The 23,990-nt window shown below is 37.5% G+C and carries 18 protein-coding genes and 2 pseudogenes; 5 read left to right on the forward strand and 15 right to left on the reverse strand.

Annotated elements, in window-relative coordinates; translation table 11 throughout:
• Positions 1-208: 208 nt before the first annotated feature.
• Positions 209-624 (reverse strand): annotated as a pseudogene (gene tnpA / locus ACFPQ3_RS06995) (IS200/IS605 family transposase).
• 225 nt (positions 625-849) lie between these two features.
• On the opposite strand from tnpA, the gene ACFPQ3_RS07000 reads away from it, so the two are divergent.
• The gene (locus tag ACFPQ3_RS07000; protein WP_156805185.1) at positions 850-1,257 is read left to right on the forward strand and encodes a NusG domain II-containing protein; all 408 of its coding nucleotides are present in this window, start codon (positions 850-852) and stop codon (positions 1,255-1,257) included.
• Between the two features lie 99 nt (positions 1,258-1,356).
• Here the strand turns inward: ACFPQ3_RS07000 and ACFPQ3_RS07005 are convergent, their stop codons facing one another.
• The 5 genes from ACFPQ3_RS07005 to ACFPQ3_RS07025 form a co-directional block, all read right to left on the reverse strand.
• Positions 1,357-2,331 carry a 1,4-dihydroxy-2-naphthoate polyprenyltransferase gene (locus ACFPQ3_RS07005; RefSeq protein ID WP_156805184.1) on the reverse strand — a complete coding sequence of 325 codons (975 nt, stop codon included), beginning with the start codon at positions 2,329-2,331 and terminating at the stop codon, positions 1,357-1,359.
• Entirely contained in the window at positions 2,306-3,361 is a 1,056-nt protein-coding gene (locus ACFPQ3_RS07010) for an FAD:protein FMN transferase (RefSeq protein ID WP_156805183.1), read from the reverse strand. The genes ACFPQ3_RS07005 and ACFPQ3_RS07010 overlap by 26 nt, the downstream gene beginning before the upstream one ends.
• A gap of 66 nt (positions 3,362-3,427) precedes the next feature.
• On the reverse strand, positions 3,428-3,925 hold the full coding sequence (locus ACFPQ3_RS07015) for an FMN-binding protein (protein ID WP_156805182.1): 498 nt from the start codon (positions 3,923-3,925) through the stop codon (positions 3,428-3,430).
• A gap of 110 nt (positions 3,926-4,035) precedes the next feature.
• Positions 4,036-5,028 (reverse strand): polyprenyl synthetase family protein, encoded by a 993-nt coding sequence (locus ACFPQ3_RS07020; protein ID WP_156805181.1) that lies wholly within the window; start codon positions 5,026-5,028, stop codon positions 4,036-4,038.
• An 89-nt stretch (positions 5,029-5,117) separates the two neighbouring features.
• Positions 5,118-7,028 carry an NAD(P)/FAD-dependent oxidoreductase gene (locus ACFPQ3_RS07025; RefSeq protein WP_156805180.1) on the reverse strand — a complete coding sequence of 637 codons (1,911 nt, stop codon included), beginning with the start codon at positions 7,026-7,028 and terminating at the stop codon, positions 5,118-5,120.
• Positions 7,029-7,131: 103 nt separating this feature from the next.
• On the opposite strand from ACFPQ3_RS07025, the gene ACFPQ3_RS07030 reads away from it, so the two are divergent.
• On the forward strand, positions 7,132-7,674 hold the full coding sequence (locus tag ACFPQ3_RS07030) for a Gx transporter family protein (protein ID WP_156805179.1): 543 nt from the start codon (positions 7,132-7,134) through the stop codon (positions 7,672-7,674).
• Between the two features lie 94 nt (positions 7,675-7,768).
• Here ACFPQ3_RS07030 and ACFPQ3_RS07035 read toward each other — a convergent pair whose 3' ends face one another.
• From ACFPQ3_RS07035 to ACFPQ3_RS07065, 7 genes are all read right to left on the reverse strand, one after another.
• Complete coding sequence (locus ACFPQ3_RS07035) at positions 7,769-10,849, reverse strand: EndoS/ChiA family endoglycosidase (protein WP_156805178.1); 3,081 nt, start codon at positions 10,847-10,849, stop codon at positions 7,769-7,771.
• A 463-nt stretch (positions 10,850-11,312) separates the two neighbouring features.
• Positions 11,313-12,104 (reverse strand): DUF3307 domain-containing protein, encoded by a 792-nt coding sequence (locus ACFPQ3_RS07040; protein ID WP_156805177.1) that lies wholly within the window; start codon positions 12,102-12,104, stop codon positions 11,313-11,315.
• Positions 12,091-12,786, reverse strand: coding sequence for a SatD family protein (locus tag ACFPQ3_RS07045; protein WP_156805176.1), 696 nt, complete (start codon positions 12,784-12,786; stop codon positions 12,091-12,093). Before ACFPQ3_RS07045 ends, ACFPQ3_RS07040 begins: the two co-directional genes overlap by 14 nt.
• A gap of 94 nt (positions 12,787-12,880) precedes the next feature.
• Positions 12,881-14,461: a signal recognition particle protein gene (ffh, locus tag ACFPQ3_RS07050; protein WP_156805175.1), complete on the reverse strand. Its 1,581-nt coding sequence runs from the start codon at positions 14,459-14,461 to the stop codon at positions 12,881-12,883.
• Between the two features lie 63 nt (positions 14,462-14,524).
• Positions 14,525-14,857 carry a putative DNA-binding protein gene (locus ACFPQ3_RS07055; RefSeq protein ID WP_156805174.1) on the reverse strand — a complete coding sequence of 111 codons (333 nt, stop codon included), beginning with the start codon at positions 14,855-14,857 and terminating at the stop codon, positions 14,525-14,527.
• A gap of 321 nt (positions 14,858-15,178) precedes the next feature.
• A complete protein-coding gene (locus ACFPQ3_RS07060; RefSeq protein WP_156805173.1) occupies positions 15,179-15,877 on the reverse strand; it encodes a GntR family transcriptional regulator in 699 nt (232 codons plus the stop codon).
• A gap of 11 nt (positions 15,878-15,888) precedes the next feature.
• A complete protein-coding gene (locus ACFPQ3_RS07065) occupies positions 15,889-16,530 on the reverse strand; it encodes a GNAT family N-acetyltransferase (RefSeq protein ID WP_156805512.1) in 642 nt (213 codons plus the stop codon).
• A 110-nt stretch (positions 16,531-16,640) separates the two neighbouring features.
• Between ACFPQ3_RS07065 and guaA the strand changes: the two genes are divergently transcribed.
• The gene (gene guaA, locus ACFPQ3_RS07070) at positions 16,641-18,197 is read left to right on the forward strand and encodes a glutamine-hydrolyzing GMP synthase (protein ID WP_156805172.1); all 1,557 of its coding nucleotides are present in this window, start codon (positions 16,641-16,643) and stop codon (positions 18,195-18,197) included.
• 329 nt (positions 18,198-18,526) lie between these two features.
• Here guaA and ACFPQ3_RS07075 read toward each other — a convergent pair whose 3' ends face one another.
• A complete protein-coding gene (locus ACFPQ3_RS07075) occupies positions 18,527-19,264 on the reverse strand; it encodes a class A sortase (protein ID WP_232323162.1) in 738 nt (245 codons plus the stop codon).
• Positions 19,251-21,707 carry a DNA gyrase subunit A gene (gene gyrA, locus ACFPQ3_RS07080; RefSeq protein WP_156805170.1) on the reverse strand — a complete coding sequence of 819 codons (2,457 nt, stop codon included), beginning with the start codon at positions 21,705-21,707 and terminating at the stop codon, positions 19,251-19,253. Before gyrA ends, ACFPQ3_RS07075 begins: the two co-directional genes overlap by 14 nt.
• A gap of 191 nt (positions 21,708-21,898) precedes the next feature.
• On the opposite strand from gyrA, the gene ACFPQ3_RS07085 reads away from it, so the two are divergent.
• Positions 21,899-22,882, forward strand: a complete 984-nt coding sequence (locus ACFPQ3_RS07085) for an L-lactate dehydrogenase (RefSeq protein WP_156805169.1) — start codon at positions 21,899-21,901, stop codon at positions 22,880-22,882.
• 401 nt (positions 22,883-23,283) lie between these two features.
• Positions 23,284-23,990 (forward strand): annotated as a pseudogene (locus ACFPQ3_RS07090) (helix-turn-helix domain-containing protein); the annotation flags it as partial.

The raw sequence follows: 23,990 nt of genomic DNA on the forward strand, positions 1-23,990 counted from the left end.
TGCAATTTTACGTTATAGTTTCCTTCAGCTATAGCCTAATTAAACTTTTTTAATGATAGCCTCTGCAACAAATTTCTATCACTTTTTTCTACAAAAATAATTATCGCCACCAGATATCACATAAAATAGATTGTTCTGCGGCTATAAGTCGCTATACCGGCTAGATCCAAAAGCCATCGAATTGGTCTCCTCTGAATGGATCTTCCGTCTAAAATAATGTTAGTTGATCTGCTTTGATATCTTCTTTAAGTTGATTTCGAAAATATTCAGTTATCACTTTTTGATTTCGACCAACTGTATCAACGTAATATCCTTTACACCAAAATTTACGATTACTATACTTGTACTTGAGATTAGCATGTTTGTCGAAAATCATCAAACTACTCTTTAAATAGCCCATAAAACTAGCAACACTTAGTTTTGGCGGTATACTTACAAGTATATGAATATGGTCGGGACAAGCATTCGCTTCATGGATGATAACCCTTTTCGTTCACATAAATATATGATTTTTCTCCGATACTTGCTTTGTAACAACCATCAATAATTTGTCAACAATATTTTTTGTGTAAAAACAATGTGATATTTACAATTATACGTAGTATGTGATAAATCCTCTCTCATGAAGGGACCTCCTTTGTGATTAAGATTTAATGGCGGAGAAAACACTTCTATCTTATCAATTCGGGAGTTTTTTTGTTACCATGCAGAAATCTCTTTTGAACCACTAGCACAGCTAGTGGTTTTCGAAGCACAACAGTTTTTTACATAACCAAAGTTATGTAAAAAACAATCATTTTCTTTACAAACACTCTCTTTTCCGATAAAATAAAGGATGTGAAACAGCTATTGAAACAATTTAAACCCTATGATTATCTTTTTATCGGTTTGTCTATCGTGCTATCCTTTATTCCTGCTGGTATCACTTGGCATCAAGCAGGAAAGCAAACCAATCCCCTTCAGTTGGTTGCCATTGTTAAAATCCATGGCGAAGTTGTTGATCAATTTCCCTTAACAGAAGGTGGTAAGCACTTTGAAAAGACTTACTATCCTGCCGATGGCCAGTATAATATCGTTGAAGTGGATGGTTCTCGTATCCGTGTCAAAGAAGACAATAGTCCAGATCAAATTGCTGTTAATACCGGCTGGATTAGTCGTACGGGACAACTATCAATCTGTCTCCCTCATCAACTCATTATTGAAATTCAAGCACCTGAAGGAAATGATGAGGAAGAAGAACTCATCTTACCAATTTAATAAAAAATAAAAGGCATAGAAATGACGTTATCAAAAAACGTTATTTCTATGCCTTTTTAGCATACCAATTGTTAAAGATTTACCCCTCCAACCGTTTTGTTAACCAGTGACAGTTGCTAACACAAGGGTTAGTAGATAGAGAGCCGAAAATAGAACAAAACTTTTAATTGCGCAAGTAAACGTTAAACGTTTAACCTGCTTTTGACGAAATTCTTTTAAAAATGTAAGATTTAGCTTTATTAATAAAAGCCCAGTCCATACCCATTTGGGTAAAAGCCCTGCTAAAGGATAAATCGACCACAAAATCCATGGTGTGAGATTTAAAATGCTATAAAGTGTGATGCCTCTGGTTTTTCCAATATAATGAACTAAAGTAAAACGACCATTTTTAACATCTTGTTCATAGTCGCATAAATTATTAGCCAACATAATATTAGCAATCAAGCAAATGAACGGTAAACTTAGAAACACTGTTTTAATTAGTTCAAACCATGCGATATTAATTTGATAGAAATTTTCTGATAGATGACTTGCAACTAGAAGATTTGGCTTTTGGATGAAGATAGCTAGAAAAAAAATACCAAATCCCATCGTCACCCCAGAAAACAGTTCACCTAAAGGTAAACGTGATAAGGGGATTGGACCAAAGGTGTAAAAAATGCCAATCAAAAAACATAATATTCCAATTGGTAGTAAAATAATATCTGTTCTCCAAACCAAAATTAATGACAACAAAATAGAAAAGCTCAAGAGTCCTAAAATAATCTGAACCATTTGTTGAAAATTCAGCTTATTAGCACCAATAACGTTATCTCGTTCCTTGTAATCTGTATCAAGAGCTTTTTTATAGTCCATCGTGTTATTAATAGCTGTTGTGCACATATCAAAACTAATAACAGACAGAATAAATAGAACCGTATTGAGAGTGTTAAAAGCATTATAATGATAAAAGGCCCATAGAAATCCAATCAACATTGGAAAGACACTGGCAACCTTGGTCCGAAGTTCAACAAATTCCAAGAAAATAGGAAATGTCAATGGATTGTGTTTAGTCGACAATATGATAATCCTCATTTCTTAATTCAAATTTATTTTTAAGACCTTTACTAAGATGAAGGCCCTTATCTTTATCAATAAATACTGCTTCTACACCCTCAGTTTCATCAATTAATTTTAACCCTTCTTTAATCCCTAATAAGAAAAGGCTAGTTGAAAATTCATCTCCTTGAATCGACGTTTTTGTATAAACAGTGACGCCAGATATAGTATTTTCAACAGGATATCCCGTTTTAGGATCTAAAATATGATGATAAATTTCTCCATCTGGCCCTTCCAAATAGCGCTCATAAATCCCTGAAGTAACAACTGAACTATCACGAACTTTTACAGAACCAACTGTTTCTCCACGGACTTCGTTAGGATTTTGAACCCCAACAGTCCATCCTTCATCAGTTTTTGGAGACGTTCCCATCACAAGAACATTGCCACCTAGATTAATAATAGCTGTTGTAATCCCATGTTTTTCAAAGACTTTTTTAACACCGTCAGCAATATAGCCTTTAGAAATGGCTCCAAGTTCTAAAGTCATTCCTTGCTCAATATATACTGACTGCTTTGTCTTATCCAGTTTGATACGCTGATAATCAATATAACCAAGAGCATTTGAAATTTCTTCAGGAGAAGGAACTCTAGCATCTGTATCTCCAATTTTCCAAAGATTACTAACAGCTCCAATAGAAATATCAAACTTCCCTTGGCTATTCTCAGACATAGCAACAGCAGCTTCAATGATATCAAAAGTTTCTTTATGAACTTTGACAGCTGCTTCCCCTGCGGCATGATTGATTTTATAAACATCAGATCCTTCAAGATTAGTAGAAAGAAGCGCCTCCATATCTCTAATATAATCAAGGGCTTCATCCATTGCTTCTTCTTGATTTTTGTGATAAATGCTGAGCTGAACAACCGTGTGAAGTAAAGATTCTGTTCGAGTCTCTGGCTTGTCAATCACCTTTAGCCCTGCTTTTTCTTGAGAAGAACAGGCAGTTAAAGCAAAAAGGCTTATAAAAACAACGGTTAGTAATTTTAGACAGTTAGTTTTCATGTGTTTTCCTCAATGCAAAAAGTACCCCTTTATAAGCGAGGTACTTAATCATTTCTCTGTACTGAATTATTTCAATACGATTGTTTCAGTGTTACCTTCTGCTGCTGCTTCCAAAAGTGCTGCTGCAGTTGCTTTGAAGTTTTCAGTTGAATGTGTTGCACCTGTTACAACTTCAATATCAGCTGATTGTGCTTCAACAAAAGCTTTGTCCATTTGATCAGTTGCGTCTTTTGACGAAATACCAGATTTAGATTCCATATTTTTGTTGTACTCTTCGTCTTCTGACTTCAATGCACCATCTTTATTTTCATAGTCAAATGTAGACTCAGTCACTTTACCACCTGAAACAGTAATGGTGTGGACTGCTTTCCAACCACGATCATCAAATCCAGTTTCAGCTTTATAAGTACCATCTTTAAGTTCTGCCGCTGCAGTTTCTTTTTTCTCAACTTTAACAGCTTCAGTTGTTTCTTTGGCAGATTCTTTTTCAGAAGAGTTACCGCAAGCAGCGAGAGCCAAAACTGATGCAAATAGCATTGATGCTAATACAATTTTCTTTTTCATTTTTTGAAAAATTCCTTCCTTGTTTATAAAGATATTGTAACATATATCACAAACCTTGTCTAGACTAAAACGTATTCTCAGATACTATTTTTATAGTTCAAACAATTCCATCAAAACTGTCGATTCATCAACTGTTCCAAGAAAATTTTCAGTTTTTTGGTATCAGGAATAATTTTTTTATCTATACAAATAAAAGCTTTAGACATAAATTTATCAACTAAATCTTCAGTTTTGGTAAATGCTTCAACTTCTTCTAACAATTCATGGATTTTTAGAAGATTATCCTCAGAAAGGTATCTAAGATCAATCGTCGCTATGTATTTTCTAAATTTTTCTGAAGAAGCTTGCGCTAAAAGATAAGGAGCCGTATAAATGCCATTTTGAACGTCTTGCATACGAGGTTTGCCTGAGTGACTCTGAGAGACACGATAGTCAATTAGGTCATCCGAGATTTGAAAAGCCATTCCAATATTTTGACCAATTTGAAAAGCTAATTTACTCTCTTTACGTGAAATATGCTTTCTCCAAGCCCCCAACTGACAGGCCAAAGCGAATAAAAATGCTGTCTTCCCTTGAATTTGTTTGAGATAAGCCTTCATCGTCATTTGGGAGCTGTATTGATTCATCAATTGTGCCAATTCACCAGTTAATACCCTTTCAACTAGGTAAGGATTAAACACTTGAGCGTCGTCCGAAGAAACTTTCAGTAAATCAGTACCTTTAAGGGCTAAGCGATTAGCATAGGCTAGTAAGTAATCACCTGCATAGATAGCTACTCGATTCGAAAAAGTTTTATTAATCACTTCTATGCCTCTTCGACTATCAGCAACATCAATCACATCATCATGAATTAATGTAGCTAAATGTAACATTTCAACATAGGCTGCCAAATACAATTTTCCCTCTGGGATATGACCATCTTCCTCCATGGCTAATAATAAACTTAAGCCTGCACGTACATATTTTCCAGGAGCATCAATATATTCCAAAATTTTTGCTTTGATATCAGGATGATTAACCCGCAACTCCGACATCATAATTTGTTTAACCTGTTCTAAGTTTTCCTGAATGGTTGGATATGAATCCCAAATGCGATGTACCACGTGAACTCCTTTAACATGTAAATAAAGGCTACCAACTTGGTAACCCTCATTTTTATTATATCACGAAATCGTGCAACTTTATCAGAATTTTATGATTTTTTATGATAAATATGTCTTGGCTGACCGTAGATAAACCGATCTAGATGCTTACCAAGCCATGGCATAATCCAATAATCAAGACCAAAACTTCGTCCTGCGCCACCCATTAGAGCAATCGCAACTGGAATGAACCAAATGTTCACCCAATAGAACATACCTGATAAACTAAACATAACAACAAAGGCAGCTGTAACTGCACTTACCAACCATACAAAGGCACCGGCAATAAGAGCAAGACCAATAGCAATCTCGACAACGGTCATGAATTTTTGCATGAATAGAGCAACATCCTGATTAGGAAGCATGAATTTCATAATAGCAGCAAACCAATCTGGCATCTCCTTTAGGACTTGCATTGGCTCTTCACCATAAGCATAACTCAAACTAAAAATTTGATGCGCTGATTCTGTTGTTGCTTCAGCAACTGCGCCAGATGCTGCTGAAACAGTTTCAGTAGCCGCCTCTGAGGCACCAGATGTTGCTTCAGCAGCTTCGTGTAACCAAGAGAATGGGAAAACTACTTTATCACCAAACCACGAGTTTGTTCCAAAGAGTCCAAAGGCTTTTTTTACTCCTTCATAGAGCCAAACTGATCCATAGAAGACACGAAGTGGTACCAACCAAAGGCGATTGCCCTTGCTTGATAAGTGACTACCAAAAATATTACGCCCATCACGAACATCAAAGAACTCATGGCGAACATAAGCACCGATATTGTAGAAACTACGGATACCAAAGAAGTAAACCAAATTAATCAAGTGCTTAACAGCCATAGCAAGGAAACCAGACATGTGGTATTTGTTCATCAAGAATGCCACACCGTATTTTGCTCCAATAGATACCATAAAACCGTCATATTTTCCTTTATAAGCGTGTTTTTCACCACCAGTGATCGCTGCCGCAATATTTTGAGCTGCAGTATGACCAGTTTGTTCCGCTGCTTGAACAATTTGAGGGGTTGGGCGGTCTCCTTCATTTGGATCTTCATAATACACCAAGTCACCAGCAACATAGACATTTTCTTTGCCTTTAGCTTCCATGAATTGGTTTGCAATCAAACGACCAGCACGGCCTTTTTCAATCCCAAACTCACCAGCGTCACTTATCGCTTGAACACCAGCTGTCCAAATTGACGTATAAGTAGGAATAACACGCCCTGATGATAGATAAAGACTGTCTTTTTCAACACTGGTAACACCGTCAGCAAGAATTAACTCAACACCTTTTTTCTCAAGGTATTTACGGGCCTTAACCTGCTCTTTTTCAGTTACCATGTTAAGGATGTTTGGCATCGCTTCAACAACTTTAAGCGAGAACTCATTTGGATCAAGTTTAAATTGCTTAGCTAAAATTGGTAACCAATCAATCAGCTCACCAATCATTTCAATACCTGTAAAACCTGCACCGATAACAGTAAAGGTCAATAAGGCACGGCGTTTTTCGTCATCGTGTTCGCGCATTGCACGGTAGCACGCATCAATAATATGATCATGTAACACTTCTGCTGCTTCAATTGACCATAACGTAAATCCGTTTTCCTTAACGCCCGCAATTCCAAAATCATTAGCTTCACCACCCATCGCAAGAAGAAGGTAGTCAAAGTTTAAGGTTTGGTGCTCAGCGACAACCTGTTTCTTGTCATAGTCAATCGAAACAACCTTGTCTGTCACTAAATCTACTTTTGGATATTTTTTGAAAATGCGTTGCAAGTCATACTTAATCGCTTCTGGTTCAATGCGTCCTGCAGCAACCTCATGTAACTCTGTCATGTAAGTATGGAACGAGTTTTTATCAATCAATGTAACCGTCACGTCATCATTTTTCTTAAACGTTTTACCTAAATGACGCGCTGCAGAAATCCCTGCATAACCGGCACCGACAATTACAATATTCTTTGTCAAGTGATTTGCCTCCTTTTTCATAACGTTATTATTTTAACAAACTTTTTTACAATTATCAACATCGTGTTCTCTAGAAACTCTTGTTTTATGATAAAATAAGGATATGTCTTTAAATCATCGTAAACTTGTCTTTATTACAATTTTAGCTGCTCAGGCAGTTGTTATTTCCTTTTTTGAACGTTTCTTGCCTACACCTTTTGCCTTTGCTCCAGGTGCTCGTCTAGGATTAGGGAATCTTATTACAATAATTTCCTTATTTACCTTACCAACTAAAGATAGTATCAAGGTTGTTTCGCTGAGACTAACAGTATCAACTTTTCTCAGTGGGACCTTTTCTACCTTTTTATATGCTTTCGCTGGAACATTGCTGAGCTTTACCACTATGTTGCTCCTAAAACAGCTTGGACAAAAACGCGTAAGTGTTATTGGTATTTCTGTTATGGGAGGTGTTATGCATAACATGGGACAACTTCTTGTCTTTGCAATGATTGGACAATCTTGGCTCGTTTTAAATTACCTCCCTATACTGTCATTTAGTGGCATCTTATCTGGCTTTTTAGTGGGGGTCACAGGTAATTACCTTCTCTTAAAAATTAATGCCTTAAAAGAATTTCAGCATAACTTACCCGATGGGTGGACGATTTAAATTATTATTTTTCTAATAATACAAAAGGTCTGAGATTTTAATTCTCGGACCCTTTGTACTTTAGAAAATGTAATAAGATGAACTATTCTTAAAATTACTCCGTTTCAGTAGCTGTCTCTACTGAACTGGTTTCCGAATTTTCAGTCTCTCTAACTTTTTCAGTCGCTGCTTCTGGTTCTACAACTGTTTCGACTTCAAATTTGTCATTCAATGTCAAACCTAGAAGATCTGCTACTGCTGTCATTTTAGCTTTCATTTCAGAAACTAAATCGTCAAGTGTATCGTCACAAACTAACTCACCTAGTTTTTCATCAATTTGTGAATCCAATGTCATCATTTCTTTTTGAAGGAATGCAATTTTTTTGAAAATGCCATTGTCATATTCCAAGGTTTTAACCGTGTTCATCAATGTACGATAATTTGCTTGAATATCGTAAGCAGCTTTTTTATTCTCAACTTGTGCTTTTAACCCATTGGTAAGATCTGACAACTTTGTTACGACAGCATCAATACCTGCCTGGTCTAGTTCTCCTGCTTCCAATCTTTTTTTAGCTTCTTCGACAGCTTGTTCAAATGCTTTAATGGTAACTTCTGAAAGTTCTGTAGTTGCTGTTTCCTTAGCTTCTTTCGCTTCTTTCAATGCTGAAAGATATTGTTCATCATTAATCTTCCAACCAAGAATTTGGAATTCAGAGAGGTATGGAGAATAACCGTTGTAAGTCTTTTTAATATCTAATTTGCAATAACGTGTTAATACATTTACAGGGTTTTCCTCAATCAATTTACCATTCGTAATATTAGCAACTTCTACCCAATCTTCTGATTTAAGTTTTGAAATATCTGTCATATATGGATCTTTTGGAACTAAGATAGTTGCTTCTTTAATACGGTTTTCAATTAAATTCCCTCCAATACCTGTCTCAGGATTAAAGATGCGCCAATGGCGTACTAGACATAAATTTCCAAGATCTGCAAGTATTATTCCGTTCTCTGAAAATGATCTATAAGTGGTATTTTTATCTCCATCAAATACATTTCTAATAACCCCTCTCATGTCTGGACTAGCACCTAAAACTTTAGCTCCTAGTGCTAAATTCTCCATAAATGTCTTACCTTGTCCTACATGAACTTTCATTTGATGGACTTTTTGCTTACCGTTATAAACATAAACATTATAACTTTCATCAATTGAAGTGCCTAGTGAACGATTTGTTTCTTCTTTTAATGTTGATGTAAAGCTTACAACAGTATGTTTATCATATTTTGCACTAAAGTCTTTATATGTCCAATTCTGATCAACAAATGTGCGACCATCAACTGTTTTAGTTTTGTAAACTTCAAACTCATCAGAGTTTCCAATAAAGAAATTGGATTTTGTCACACTGCCAAACACTGCGTCCTCAAAAATATTATAAGGCGTACCGTCAGCTGGAACTGTTACTTCTGTTATTTCATAGGATTCAGGAAGATAGCCACTTGGTTTTTGCCCTTCAAAAACTGTATCGCTGTTGTTTGCCGATAGGTTGTTCTTTTTCACTACAGCTATCAAGTGTTCTAAACGTTCTTTATCACCTTCAAAGTCAAATTTATTATGTGATAAGTCAAACTTCATCAAGTTTGTCATACTCTCTATTCCAAGCTCCTCTAAAGATTGGAGCATACTATTTGATAGTTCTAATTTTTCAAGTCCAGACATATTAGATAATTTTAGATTACCAGTATCACGAATAGATTTAGGCAAGTCTTGAGCGTTTAGAGTTGTTAAATTTGTTAATCCATCCATTTCTAGAGAAGAAAGTTTTGTTAATTTTTCTAAACCTTCCAAATTAGTAATCTCCCCAGTTAGTTTAAGTTCCTTATCATATTTAGATAAATCACCACGATAAGGGCTTACTTGCTCTTTAACCGCTTGTAAAAGTACTGGATCTGGAAAGTCCGTTTTATCAATAAGTGTATAATCTTTATTCTTCAATAATTCAGCTTTTAGCTTTTTAGAAACAGTATAATCGGTTTTGACGATTTCATCAGATGGATCTTTTCCTTCAGTTTTTTTAGGATGACCTACTCCGTCACGATCAATGGCGTAAGCAAACATACCTCCTTTGAGACCACCTGTTGGTTGCCATTTTGTATATGATTCAGCACGCGTACCACTAATATCTTTTCCACTTTCTGGATTAGAAGGATCATAATCCTTAATATCATTCCAGAAGTTATTGTTTAAATCTGCATTCTCTTCATAGAAAGCAAATCCAATCATAAATTGACGAGGAGTTATATAGCTACTGTAACCTTTCCAATCTTCATTAATTTTACGGTGCATATCTGATGTTGGTCCCTGTGCGCCATAATACTGACGAAGGACAAAATCTAAAGATTTGGCATTTTCTTTTAAAATAGTATGATGCTCTACTCCGAGTGTAGTATCAAGAATTAACATTTTATTGGTATCTTTACCAGTCTTGCCAATTAACGTTGCTATCTCCTTAAAAACTTTATTTGCACGAATAATTTCTGCTTTCTCTGTAACAGTAGCATCAGTCCTAACATTATAATCACCTAGTTCAACATCAATATCTAATCCATCAACACCACGATCATAGACATATTTTTCGACCAAAGCTTTAGCTAGAGCTTTGTTACTCTCTTCTGTATCTTCTTTATAAACTTCTTTAGATAGTCCTGCCTTACCACTCAATTCTTTTACACCAATAGTTTGAATAACTATAGTCCCCTGCGCATGCATTTTAGGGATATATTCATCTTTTAGTTTTCTCCAAAATGGACTATCCTTGTGAGTCCAGTCTTCAAAAATAAAAAGCATATCCACATCCGAAGGTACTTCTGAGATTGTATTAGGTCTTCCAAAATTTTGATTAACTTCTTGCTTTTGAATATTTCCCTGCGCATCTCTTGCTGCCTCTTCACTTTTCGTCGCAGCTTTATCATGCCAAGTACGGAAATACGCGCCATAAAGTGGTCCTCTTGTACCTGAACGAATTTCGTTTATGATTCCAACACTGTCAGTTGCACGATTGGTGTTTTCTTGTGCCTGAACCACCATTGGTTGGAAGCCATGAAGCCTAAAGCATTCATTGGCTTGTAATATCGCACCCGCTAAGACTGCTGTACAGACTAAACCTACTGCACACTTAGAAAATTGACGTTTATCCATTTCTTCCTCCTTTGGATAATCAAAAGTTAAGAACGAACTTCTTTGAAAGCGTATTCTTTTAGACATCTATAAGTATGCTCCCTATTAGTTAAAAAAGAAACCTACAAACTATAGGTTAAATAAAACAAATTTAAGTTTTATTTAAATTAAGAAGAAAATCAATTGAACGTTTTACTTGGACTCTTTTTTAAAATTGAGATAAGATATTCTTAAATTTATTTAACCTTCCCTGCCCATGTATTTTATCTTGAAACAGAACTGTATTTTAGGAAACCATTTATGACTAATTGATACTATTCTGGCAAGTTCAAACCACTGGAACAACAGCAAACCCTCCCTATCTCGGTTAAAACGAAAAGGGAGGGTTTTATCTTTTTAGTTTAAGGCAATATAGTGGATTAACAAAGAAAAGGAAAAAAGCTAATAATAGAACTTGAGTTTTTCAAGGCTATTTAACACTGTACTAAAATAAAACGAAATAGATAATAACTACAGCGATAATACTAAATAAGGAACCGATTAGATAGTATTCGGCAAAAGCTTGACTCTTGGAAATTCGGTCATACCGCGCAATGGATTTTGCTGTAAAGACAAGACCAATAGCAGTATATTGTCCTAAAATCAAAAAGAGTCCCATGATGATTCGCTCAAGATTACCAATCAGCGCTCCTGCTCCTACCACCGTATCTTCTTCCTGTTTCGTATGCACACGTTCTGGTGTGGTCTTTTCAAGTAACAAATGAGACAACTCCTTCACCTGATACTTACTAAAGAATAATTTAAAAATCACATTCATTGGCTTGGTGACAAGAAGTATAAAGAGAATAACACGCAATAAGTATTCTAACTGTTCCCAATCAATACCGTATTGATATAGAATCACTTCCTCACCATTTTGTACTAAAAACCACCAATAAAAGCACACGATTACTAACAAGTGAGCACATTGACTGATTAAAAAAATCCCTTGTTCTTGAGAGAGAGGCAACGACTTGTCTAGTAAAAAGCGTTTAACAAGGCTAATAACAATGTGGCTCAACACAAGGCAAGCATTTGTTATTGTCATTTCTGGAAAGATTAGGCTAAGCACCACTAAAGGAATGGTGATCCGAAGAAACTGTGTCCACATCATTTGCTTGCTAAATGGCTTTTGTCCGTCAGGCAATGGCTGCTCCCAATGAAAATCACTCAGAAAATGTGCGATAAACAAGGTCAGTAATAACGGATGTGTGATGAAATACCTAGATAGTCCCATTTGTTCCCTCCATCTTAGACTGCCTGCACCAAGTCTGTATCTGCTCTCCTATTTGTTTTCTACCACGCAAATAAACCTTCAAACCACTCGCTTTCAAGCGTTTTGTCAACCCACTTGGCTCGATACCAAGATGTCTTGCTAGCTCTTGGTGGCTAAACCATTCATCATACTGCTTTGTTTCCAGTAAGGCTTTTAACATGTCACGATGTTTATCTGTCCACTTGGCATAGATGAATTCCCCCATTGCTAAAACAGCATTTACCAGTTGATCATTCTCCGATGATGAGTCACCTATACTGACACGAATATTAGTGACCCCATAATCATTCTTGTCATGAACGTAAGCAATAGCAGAGCGAGCATTCCAGTAAGCTGGTCCATCAGCCCCAATACTTCTCAAGGGATTTATCGCTGTAACAATCTCACCAATCCCAATCCCAAATCGAATGGTCACAGGGTATAATTTGATTCGAATGCTATCAATCATTTGAAACACTGAGGCATGAGGGTGTAGCAAGGCTTGAAACTCGTCTCCTAATGTCAATGTAAAAGGAGATACTAGACTATCAGCGTAGACTTGATTAAGGTCATCCAAAACCAAACGTAAGGAATCTTGAACTGCTGAACGGGTCGTTAGTTTTTTAGAGTCGATAACATCTCCAATAATAGCAATATAAACCATTTCTCCCTCCTTTTTGTCTATTATAACAGACAAAACAAAAAATGTCTATCAAGATAGACATTTCACAAAAATTGCTATTGTATTAAACAATCCCTTATTTACGCTTTTTCTTCGCTTTTTTGAGTTTATTAGCTTGGCGTTTCATCATTTGCTTCATGGCAAATTGACCAACTTTACCTTTGATACCTCCACCAAACATTTGACTCATATCTGGCATTCCTGCTCCACCTAACGCTGATAAATCAGGCATTCCAGAACCACCCATCATACTTTCTAAAGCTGATATGTCCATGCCACTGATATCTGGCATATTAGGCATGTTCTTAGGAAGATTGTGAGGATTGATGCCCATTTGACGCATCATTTTATCCATATCGCCAGACATAACCCCCTGCATCATTGATTTTGCTTGATTAAAGTCTTTAATAAATTTATTAACATCCACAAAGCTATTTCCAGAACCAGCTGCAATACGACGACGACGACTTGGAGTTAATAATTCAGGGTTTTCACGTTCTGCTGGTGTCATTGAAGAGACAATGGCACGTTTACGAGCAATTTCACGTTCATCAACTTTTAGGTTTGCCAAGGCAGGATTACCTGCCATTCCAGGAAGCATTTTAAGTAAATCTTCCATTGGCCCCATGTTTTGAACTTGATCAAGCTGTTCAATAAAGTCATTGAAGTCAAAGGTGTTTTCACGCATTTTTTCAGCTAGCTCAGCTGATTTTTGCATGTCGTATTCTTGAGAAGCCTTCTCAATCAATGTCAGCAAGTCACCCATGCCCAAAATACGGCTAGCCATACGATCTGGGTGGAAGGTTTCAATGTCGGTAATCTTTTCACCAGTACCTGTAAACTTGATTGGTTTCCCTGTGATTTCACGGATTGAAAGGGCAGCACCACCACGGGTATCACCGTCAATCTTGGTTAAGATAACCCCTGTCACTTCCAATTGTCCGTTAAACTCACGCGCAACATTGGCAGCTTCTTGACCAATCATGCTATCAACAACCAAAAGGATTTCATGTGGTTGCGCTAATGCTTTGACATCACGCAATTCCTGCATGAGTTTTTCATCAATTTGGAGACGACCTGCAGTATCAATAAGAACGTAATCATTGTGATTCTCGCGCGCTTTTTCTAAACCTTGGCGCACAATCTCAACAGCCGGTGTATCAGTCCCCATATCAAAGACAGGGACACCGATTTGCCCACCCAGAGTTTTAAGTTGATCTATCGCAGCTGGACGATAGATATCCGCCGCAATCATCAGTGGACGAGCATTTTCTTCCTTAATAAGCTTGTTTGCCAGTTTACCAGCAAAGGTTGTCTTACCAGCACCTTGAAGACCAACCATCATGATAATTGTTGGAATTTTAGGGGATTTTTCAATTTCTGCCGTTTCAGAACCTAAAATAGCTGTTAATTCTTCATTAACAATCTTGATGATTTGTTGAGACGCATCCAAAGTTTCGATAATCTCATGACCAATAGCACGCTCACGAACACGCTTAATAAATGTCTTAACAACCGGAAGTGCAACGTCCGCCTCAAGGAGTGCCAGACGAATTTCTTTTGTAACGTCTTGAACTTCTTTTTCCGTTAGCTTTCCTTTACGACGTAGATTTTTAAACACGCCTTGCAAGCGTTGTGTTAGACTTTCAAATGCCATCTATTTTTATTACTCTCCTTTTTTCTTCTCACTCTTGCTGGCCACATAAGCTCAACAACCAGCTTAATCCCTATTATCAATACTCATTAAAATAGAGATTTTTTCTTGCAAATAGTCATCGTTTGCATATTTCTCAGTCATCTCATCAAAGATTTCACTACGCACAATATAATCAGAATACATGTGCAGTTTCATTTCATAATCCTCTAGAATTCTCTCTGTACGCTTAATATTGTCATAGACAGCTTGCCGACTGACACCAAACTCTTCAGCGATTTCTGCCAAGCTGTAATCATCTGCGTAATAGAGTTCAATATAATTCATTTGCTTATCCGTCAAAAGCGCTGCATAGAACTCAAAAAGAGCATTCATTCGATTGGTTTTTTCAATTTCCATGTCCTATATTTTACCATAATATCTAGGATTTTAATAGGGGAAATAGCAGAGCTTTTGAGCTGTACCACCATGAACACTCTGGTTTAGACAAGATAAGCGCTGGAATAGATAACCAGCTATCCTGATTGTCAAACCCAAGGCGCTCACAAATAGACCCCAAGCACCACATTATCTATAAGAATCACACAATCCTAAATGATTTAGTCCCAACCTTGCGCATTAACGCTGTACTATCATCATAATCAATAGTCGTTTCGCCACAGATAGCACCACATATGCGAATATACCGTTACAAATAAATCATAATTTAAATTATGTAAACTAATTATTCTCTAGGTAGAACTCAAATCGATCTCCAACATACTGACTTCTCACATATTCAAATGGGCGATTATCTGTAAAATAGGAAACTTGTGTGAGCGCTAAAATAGCATGACCTTTAGCAATCGAAAGATAGTCTGCCACACGCTCACTAGCAATTTTAGCTGAAATCACTTGCTGACTTTTGCCAATTTCATATCCATTGTCAGTTAAAGTTTTAAAAAAATGTTCCGTAATAGCATGGCGTTCAACGTTGCGAATCAGCTCCTCAGGAATAGAAGCCACTTCATAAACAACCGGAATATTATCCGCATATCGTACCCGCTCCATTCGAATCACATAATCCGTTTTCTTCAGATGAAGACGATCCATTTCCGTCTGGCTAGCCAGTTTCTTTTGATAAGAAATCAGTTTCGTAGAAGGGGTCTTCCCTTGCGCTGTCACAATCTCGGTAAACGACGTTGTACCACGCATTTTTTCCTGAACCCGTCTACTGGCCACATAGGTTCCGCTTCCTACTCTCCGTTCTAAGATACCTTCATCAACCAGTAAAGTAATCGCTTGACGAAGCGTCATTCGGCTAACGGAAAAATTATCTGCCAAGTCCCGTTCGCTAGGCAAACGATCTCCAATCTTCCAAATGCCTTTATCAATCTGCTCCTTCAAGGCATCGTGAATACTAATATAGGCTGGCGCCATCGCTACTCCTCCTAATGATATCGTTTGAGGTAGGTACGTTCTTCATAGACCTTCTCAATCTCAAACAACTCCAAATCTTTCTCTTTAGCGACAATATAATACCCCTCACGCTGATAGTAAGGTAACTCCCCATCCTCAGTAACAAATGCTAGCCGCTTCTGTTCTGGTAACACTTGAAAAGTGAAAGACTGTTCCTGTGACTTCGGTGTCCCTACAACAAGCCAATCACGACTGATGACTTCTGCTCCCCATTTCTGATAAAGGTGGTTCGCCTTTTCATCATCTCTTGTAAAAATGGCTAGCGCTTCAACCCCTTTTTCTCGAAGAAGAATCTCAGCTCGTTCAAATAATTGATTTGCGATGCCCTGCCCCTGATAATCTGGATGGACAGCTAAATTAGCAAAATAAGCGACTTTGTCACAAGAATAATAGGCATAAGCTCTGCTATTTTCCCGAGAATAAATGCCAATATCTAGTAGCCCAACAACTATGTCTCCATCTAAAGCAACGAGTTCAATGCTGTCTTCGTAAAAATCCGTAAAGTTATCCTTAGTACGGCTGATATCATCAAAAAAGTCTGAATATAAGTAAGAAAGGGCTTTACAATAAACCCAACTTTTTTCGTGTTGGTTCTCAAAAGGTTTAATCATTATCATAAGATTAGTTTACCATATTTAATGAAAAAAGGACTGCAAAAAACCAGAATTTATGCTAGAATGATAGAAACCGTCTATAACATCTGACGTAAAAAGAAAGGGAATCCATGACTGAAACGTTGACTGATGTTCAAAAAATCATCGTTCTCGATTACGGTAGCCAGTACAATCAATTAATTGCACGACGTATTCGTGAATTTGGTGTTTTTTCAGAACTTAAAAGCCATAAAATTACAGCAGATGAGCTTCGTGCCATCAATCCTATCGGAATCGTCCTCTCAGGAGGTCCTAACTCTGTCTACGCTGACAATGCCTTTGGTATTGACAAAGATATTTTTGAGCTTGGGATTCCCATTTTAGGAATCTGTTATGGTATGCAATTGATCACACATACCCTTGGAGGAAAAGTGGTCCCAGCAAGTGAAGCTGGTAACCGTGAGTATGGTCAATCTACACTACGTCTTCGTTCCGAATCTAAGCTATTTGCTGGAACGCCTAAAGAACAACTTGTTTTGATGAGTCATGGTGATGCCGTCACTGAGATTCCAGAAGGTTTCCACTTGGTCGGTGACTCTGCTGACTGCCCATTTGCTGCGATGGAAAACACTGAGAAAAACTTCTACGGTATCCAATTCCACCCAGAAGTTCGTCACTCTGTCTATGGTAACGACATTCTCAAAAACTTTGCCGTAAACATCTGTGGTGCGCGTGGTGACTGGTCAATGGATAACTTCATCGACATGGAAATCGCTAACATCCGTGAAAAGGTTGGAGACAAAAAAGTTCTCCTTGGCCTTTCAGGTGGTGTGGATTCATCAGTCGTTGGTGTCCTTCTTCAACGCGCTATCGGTGATCAGTTAACCTGTATCTTCGTTGACCACGGCCTTCTTCGTAAAAATGAAGGCGACCAAGTAATGGAAATGCTTGGTGGGAAATTTGGTCTTAACATCATCCGTGTTGATGCTTCTGAGCGCTTCTTGAGTCTTTTAGCAGGTGTTGATGATCCTGAGAAAAAACGTAAAATTATTGGTAATGAATTTGTTTACGTCTTTGACGATGAAGCAAGTAAACTCACCGATGTCGATTTCTTAGCACAAGGAACCCTTTACACAGATATCATCGAATCAGGAACTGAGACTGCTGAAACCATCAAATCGCACCACAATGTTGGTGGACTTCCTGAAGACATGCAGTTCAAACTCATTGAGCCACTCAACACCTTGTTTAAAGATGAAGTACGCGCACTTGGTACTGCACTTGGCATGCCAGATGAAGTTGTTTGGCGCCAGCCATTCCCGGGACCAGGGCTTGCAATCCGTGTGATGGGCGAAATTACTGAGGAAAAACTTGAAACCGTTCGTGAATCAGATGCTATCCTTCGTGAAGAAATTGCAAAAGCAGGCCTTGACCGCGACGTATGGCAATACTTCACTGTAAACACTGGTGTCCGTTCTGTTGGAGTTATGGGGGACGGTCGTACCTACGACTACACCATCGCTATCCGTGCCATCACTTCTATTGACGGTATGACAGCTGATTTTGCACAACTCCCTTGGGATGTTCTTAAGAAAATCTCAACCCGTATCGTAAACGAAGTGGATCACGTCAACCGTATCGTCTATGACATTACAAGTAAACCACCAGCAACTGTTGAGTGGGAGTGATTTTCTCCAGTGAAGGAAATCAGACAGCCTTATAACAATTAAAAAAAGCTGAGGAACAAGTGTAACTTTTGCTAAGAATCCTTGATTTAACAGTATTTAATTTGTTATAAATGGTATTAAAATAATCTAGATACGTTTGGATTATCGCCAAAATAAGTCCTCAAGGAGGGCTTATTTTTTTGTCTATAAGCATGAAAATCTATAGATGCGAACATACCCCCTCTATGTTAATCTGCACTACTCCTCCAAATATTAATTCTAGTTTATTCCATACACATAAAAAACGATTCCTACTCTGATAAGTAAGAATCATTTTTTGATAATCTAAACTACCAAGAAACTTGGTTATAATTTTGCTCAAAGGATTTAAGTATTGATTGATCAGCATCATTAAATGCCACCTGTGTTTCAAGTACACCTTTCACAATGATACGTTGTGTAGCTTCTGCATCTGTACAAGTAACTAGTGTGATTTCGTTGACGTTGTCGTGATCTTCCAAAACATAAATCGCTTCTGGTTGCACAACTTCCATACTGGTAATCACATAAGTGTAAATGGTCTCTTTATTAGTCAGATAGATTTTCATGCCATTTTTAGCTCTTTCAAGTGGTGAAAAAAGCATGTCTGAAGCACCGACCATAGAAAAAATATGATGACTAGCAAGCGTGTAATTACCTTGTCCCATAACCTGACTTTCCTTCATAGTACCAGCACCATAGGATAATTCAGTATTGCCAAGGCCTTTGAAAATAGGCAAATTAATTTTTAATTCTGGAATAGCAATTCCACCTATAACAGGAAGAAGCTGCGCTTCCATCTGAGACTTTAAAATTGATTCTGTAGAGACAGGCTCAACTGCCGAAAAATCAAAACTGACTTCTTTTTCATTGTTCTTTTTAATAGTCTCTTTTGATACTTGAGAAACTTGATATTTATTAGAATTCCAAGCAATCAACGTATTTCTAATAGACTTATTAAAAACCAGAGCTAAGCCAACAATAAACAAAATAACAATCAGGCTATTGTACAAAAATGTTTTAATGGATTTCTTTTTATTCCGTCTCATCAATCCCTCCCTCATCTGTAGTTACAGATTTCACTAAAGCAAAGGTCACGATTTTTGCTTGTTCATCTAGACGCATCACTTTAACACCTTGTGTCGAACGACCGGTTTGTGAAATATTTTCAATCCTAGTACGGATGATAACACCAGTATCTGTAATGATCATAATATCTTCATCACCGGATACTGTTAAAAGTCCAGCAAGTGGTCCATTTTTCTCAGTAATATTAGCAGTTTTAATTCCTTTACCGCCGCGTCCCTTAGTCGGATATTCACTAGCAGCTGTACGCTTACCATAGCCTTTTTCAGTAATGACAAGAACTTCTTGATCTTGAGAAATAGCTGACGCACCAACGACAATATCGTCATTTCTTAAAGTAATTCCTTTAACACCTGTTGCTATACGGCTCATGCTACGAATATTGTCTTCACTGAATCTAACAGAATATCCTGTCTTGGTACCAATAATAATATCATCTTGCCCATTTGTTAAAATGACATTAATCAATTGATCCCCTTCTCTCAAGTTCAAAGCTTTAAGACCATTTTGACGAATATTATTAAATTCAGAAACACTAGTGCGCTTAACAACACCTAGACGAGTCGTAAAGAAGAAATGTTTATTTTTGAAATCTTCTTGGGTCAAATTGATAACTGTTTGTATATTTTCCCCTTCATCAAGCTTCAAAAGATTGATAATAGGAAGTCCTTTAGCTGTACGACCATATTCTGGAATCTCGTATGCCTTTAAGCGATAAACACGGCCAAGATTTGTAAAGAATAGCAAATGGTCATGCGTCGATGTTGAAACTAAATCTTTAACAAAATCATCATCGTTGACCCCTGTACCTTGGACGCCACGGCCGCCACGTTTTTGTGATCGGAACTCATCTTGGGCTAAACGTTTGATATACCCCTTACTTGATAGCGTAATAAGAACATCTTCTTCTTCGATAAGATCTTCATCTTCGAGAGTTAATGCTTCCCCTACCATAAGTTCCGTACGACGATCATCCGCATATTTGCGTTTTGTTTCGTCCAATTCTTCCTTGATGATTGTAGAAACACGCTCAGGCTTAGCTAGAATATCAGCTAGGTCAGCAATCAAAGTAAGTAAATCATTATATTCTGCTTGAATTTTATCTCGTTCCAATCCTGTCAAACGACGCAGACGCATGTCCAAAATAGCTTGACTTTGACGTTCTGACAAATTAAAACGTGACATTAATTCAGCTTGTGCTTCTGCATCCGTCTGACTACCACGAATGATTGCAATAACTTCATCAAGGTGATCAAGAGCGACTAATAACCCTTCTAAAATATGTGCACGTGCCTCAGCTTTTTCCTTATCAAAACGCGTTCGGCGTACAACCACCTCTTTTTGGTGTTCTATATAGTTGTCAATAATTTGGCGTAATGAGAGAATTTTAGGGACTCCCTTTTCAATCGCTAACATGTTGAAACTAAAATTAGTTTGAAGACTTGTTAGTTTAAAAAGATTGTTTAAAATCACATTCGCTGATGCATCACGACGAACTTCAATGACAAAACGAACACCTTCACGACTAGATTCATCACGAACAGCTGTAATTCCCTCAACACGTTTTTCCTGCGCCAAACGAACAATATGCTCATGGACCTTCGTCTTATTGACACCATATGGAAATTCTGTCACAACAATGCGCTCGCGACCAGTTTTGGTCAGTTCAATTTCTGTACGAGAACGTAATACGATCGAACCTTTACCTGTTTCATAGGCACGGTGAATACCTGATTTTCCCATCACGAGAGCTCCCGTTGGGAAATCTGGTCCAGGCATCACTTCCATCAAGTCACGTGTCGTAACATCTGGATTATCCATTACTAATTTGACAGCATCAATAGATTCTCCCAAATTGTGAGGTGGAATATTAGTTGCCATACCAACAGCAATTCCAGTAGCACCATTAACTAAAAGGTTTGGAAAACGAGCTGGTAAAACAAGCGGTTCACGTTCTGAACCATCGTAGTTATCTTGAAAATCAACTGTATTTTTATTGATATCACGTAGCATCTCAAGAGCAATTTTGCTCATACGAGCTTCGGTATAACGTTGAGCAGCAGCACCATCCCCGTCCATAGAACCAAAATTTCCATGCCCATCAACGAGCATATGTCTATAGCTCCACCATTGGGCCATACGGACCATGGCTTCATAAATAGAACTATCGCCGTGAGGATGATATTTCCCCATAACATCACCGGTAATACGAGCTGATTTCTTATGAGGTTTATCCGGAGTTACTCCAAGCTCATTCATACCGTACAAAATGCGACGGTGCACAGGTTTCAATCCATCTCGAACATCTGGTAAAGCGCGTGACACAATAACACTCATTGCATAGTCAATAAAGCTTGTTTTCATCTCACTCGTTAGATTAACATCTACCAAGTTTTTATCTTGCATTTACATGCCCCTTTTCTTTTCAAAAGTCTTCTATCATTATAACATAAATTCCTTGGAAAATCAGCATTGGCATCGCTTTCTGTAAGCAATTTTCATTTTTAACTATTCACTTAGTGACAAACAAGAAATAACATGATAGAATATTTGTTGTATGGGAATCTCCCAAAGAAAAAAATAAGGAGACGTTTAGCATGACTTTAACTAAACAACACAAAAAAGTGATCCTTGTCGGCGATGGTGCCGTAGGTTCATCTTACGCTTTTGCTTTGGTAACACAAAATATTGGTCAAGAACTTGGAATTATTGATATCTTTAAAGAAAAAACTCAAGGTGATGCAGAAGATTTGAGCCACGCATTGGCATTCACTTCACCTAAAAAAATCTATGCTGCAGATTACGCTGACTGCCACGATGCTGACCTTGTTGTCTTGACAGCCGGTGCTCCTCAAAAACCAGGTGAAACTCGTCTTGACCTCGTTGAGAAAAACTTGCGTATTAACAAAGAAGTTGTTACTCAAATCGTTGCTTCAGGTTTCAACGGTATCTTCCTTGTTGCAGCTAACCCAGTTGATGTGTTAACTTATTCAACTTGGAAATTCTCAGGTTTCCCTAAAGAGCGCGTTATTGGTTCAGGTACATCACTTGACTCAGCTCGTTTCCGTCAAGCTCTTGCTGATAAAATCGGTATTGATGCTCGTTCTGTCCATGCTTACATCATGGGTGAACACGGTGACTCAGAATTCGCTGTTTGGTCACACGCTAACGTTGCTGGTGTAAAACTTTATGACTGGTTGCAAGCTAACCGCGATATTGATGAACAAGGTCTTGTTGATCTCTTCATCTCTGTTCGTGATGCCGCTTACTCAATCATCAATAAAAAAGGTGCTACTTACTACGGTATCGCAGTTGCTCTTGCTCGTATCACAAAAGCTATCTTTGATGATGAAAATGCAGTACTTCCATTGTCAGTTTTCCAAGCTGGTCAATACGAAGGGGTTGAAGATGTCTTCATCGGTCAACCAGCTATTATCGGTGCGCACGGTATTGTTCGTCCAGTAAATATTCCGCTCAGCGATGCTGAATTGCAAAAAATGCAAGCTTCTGCTGCTGAGTTAAAAGCTATCATTGATGAAGCATTTTCTAAAGAAGAATTTGTATCAGCTTGCAAAAATTAATATATGAAGAAGACTGGTGTACTGTTATTCCCAGTCTTTTTTAGCCGTTTTATGATTGTTCAACTTACCTGCAACTAGAATCTTTTGCGTCATTAGTTTCAACTCACCACTACATCAAACTGGTTCTACTATACACTATTTAAGAAAGTTTAAATATTTTTCGTATACTAAAAGAATAAGCGAAGTCAAGACCATGAAATACTAAACAATTCTATCACTCGTTGAAAACTATTATCATTCATTGTATTATGTAATCAATAACAATAAGGAGATTTGAAATGAAAAAGTTGCCTATTACTGAATAAAATTGGAAAAAGATTATATTACATTATGATATACTCCCCTTATAGTGGACAGTGAAAAAACAAAAATTCACTAGAAACTAAAAGGGGAGTTTTCGTATGTCAAAAAGAAGTCCAAAATCAGTAGAAGAAAAACTAGAGATTGTTAACTTGTATTTAGAAAAAGGGAGATCCATTTCAAGCTTAATAAGGGAATATGGCGTTAGTGATACCACCATTAGAACTTGGGTTCGTAAATACAAACAGCTAGGTATAGCAGGACTAAAAGAAAGGAAAACTTGGACGAGGTACTCAAAAGAAATCAAAGAACAAGCTGTACAAGATTATCTTAATGGAACAGGGTCAACGTATACTATTTGTGACAGGTATCAAATATCCTCTAGAAGTGTTCTCGAAAAGTGGCTAAAACGGTATACTAGTGGTATAGAAATCAAAGCAACTAGTAAAGGATTAAGTCGTATGAAACAGGGACGTAAAACCACTTTTGAAGAACGTGTGGAGATTGTCAACTTCACAATTATTCATGATAAGGACTATCAGGTAGCGATTGAGAAATATGGTATTTCCTACCAATAAGTTTATTCCTGGGGGAGAAAGTTTGAGAAGGATGGTAGTCAAGGACCCCTAGATTGCAAAAGTAAAGGGTTAGACAGTAAACCAAACCTTACCCCCAGAAGAAGAGTTACAGCTCAAAAACAAGCAACTCGAAGAGCGCAACTGCTATTTAGAGATGGAGGTAGGACTGCTTGCAGTTGCTTGTTGCCAATCGTGTCGTCACCCTGTTCCTAACGCTTGGACAAGCCTTG

Origin of the sequence: Streptococcus caledonicus (assembly GCF_042656225.1) — a bacterium.
GTDB lineage: Bacteria > Bacillota > Bacilli > Lactobacillales > Streptococcaceae > Streptococcus > Streptococcus caledonicus.

Coding starts and splice junctions, on each gene's coding strand:
- ACFPQ3_RS07005 (WP_156805184.1), bottom strand. CDS start 2,331: ATGAGGATTATCATATTGTCGACTAAACACAATCCATTGACATTTCCT.
- ACFPQ3_RS07010 (WP_156805183.1), bottom strand. CDS start 3,361: ATGAAAACTAACTGTCTAAAATTACTAACCGTTGTTTTTATAAGCCTT.
- ACFPQ3_RS07015 (WP_156805182.1), bottom strand. CDS start 3,925: ATGAAAAAGAAAATTGTATTAGCATCAATGCTATTTGCATCAGTTTTG.
- ACFPQ3_RS07030 (WP_156805179.1), top strand. CDS start 7,132: ATGTCTTTAAATCATCGTAAACTTGTCTTTATTACAATTTTAGCTGCT.
- ACFPQ3_RS07035 (WP_156805178.1), bottom strand. CDS start 10,849: ATGGATAAACGTCAATTTTCTAAGTGTGCAGTAGGTTTAGTCTGTACA.
- ACFPQ3_RS07040 (WP_156805177.1), bottom strand. CDS start 12,104: ATGGGACTATCTAGGTATTTCATCACACATCCGTTATTACTGACCTTG.
- ACFPQ3_RS07045 (WP_156805176.1), bottom strand. CDS start 12,786: ATGGTTTATATTGCTATTATTGGAGATGTTATCGACTCTAAAAAACTA.
- ffh (WP_156805175.1), bottom strand. CDS start 14,461: ATGGCATTTGAAAGTCTAACACAACGCTTGCAAGGCGTGTTTAAAAAT.
- ACFPQ3_RS07055 (WP_156805174.1), bottom strand. CDS start 14,857: ATGGAAATTGAAAAAACCAATCGAATGAATGCTCTTTTTGAGTTCTAT.
- ACFPQ3_RS07060 (WP_156805173.1), bottom strand. CDS start 15,877: ATGGCGCCAGCCTATATTAGTATTCACGATGCCTTGAAGGAGCAGATT.
- guaA (WP_156805172.1), top strand. CDS start 16,641: ATGACTGAAACGTTGACTGATGTTCAAAAAATCATCGTTCTCGATTAC.
- ACFPQ3_RS07075 (WP_232323162.1), bottom strand. CDS start 19,264: ATGAGACGGAATAAAAAGAAATCCATTAAAACATTTTTGTACAATAGC.
- gyrA (WP_156805170.1), bottom strand. CDS start 21,707: ATGCAAGATAAAAACTTGGTAGATGTTAATCTAACGAGTGAGATGAAA.
- ACFPQ3_RS07085 (WP_156805169.1), top strand. CDS start 21,899: ATGACTTTAACTAAACAACACAAAAAAGTGATCCTTGTCGGCGATGGT.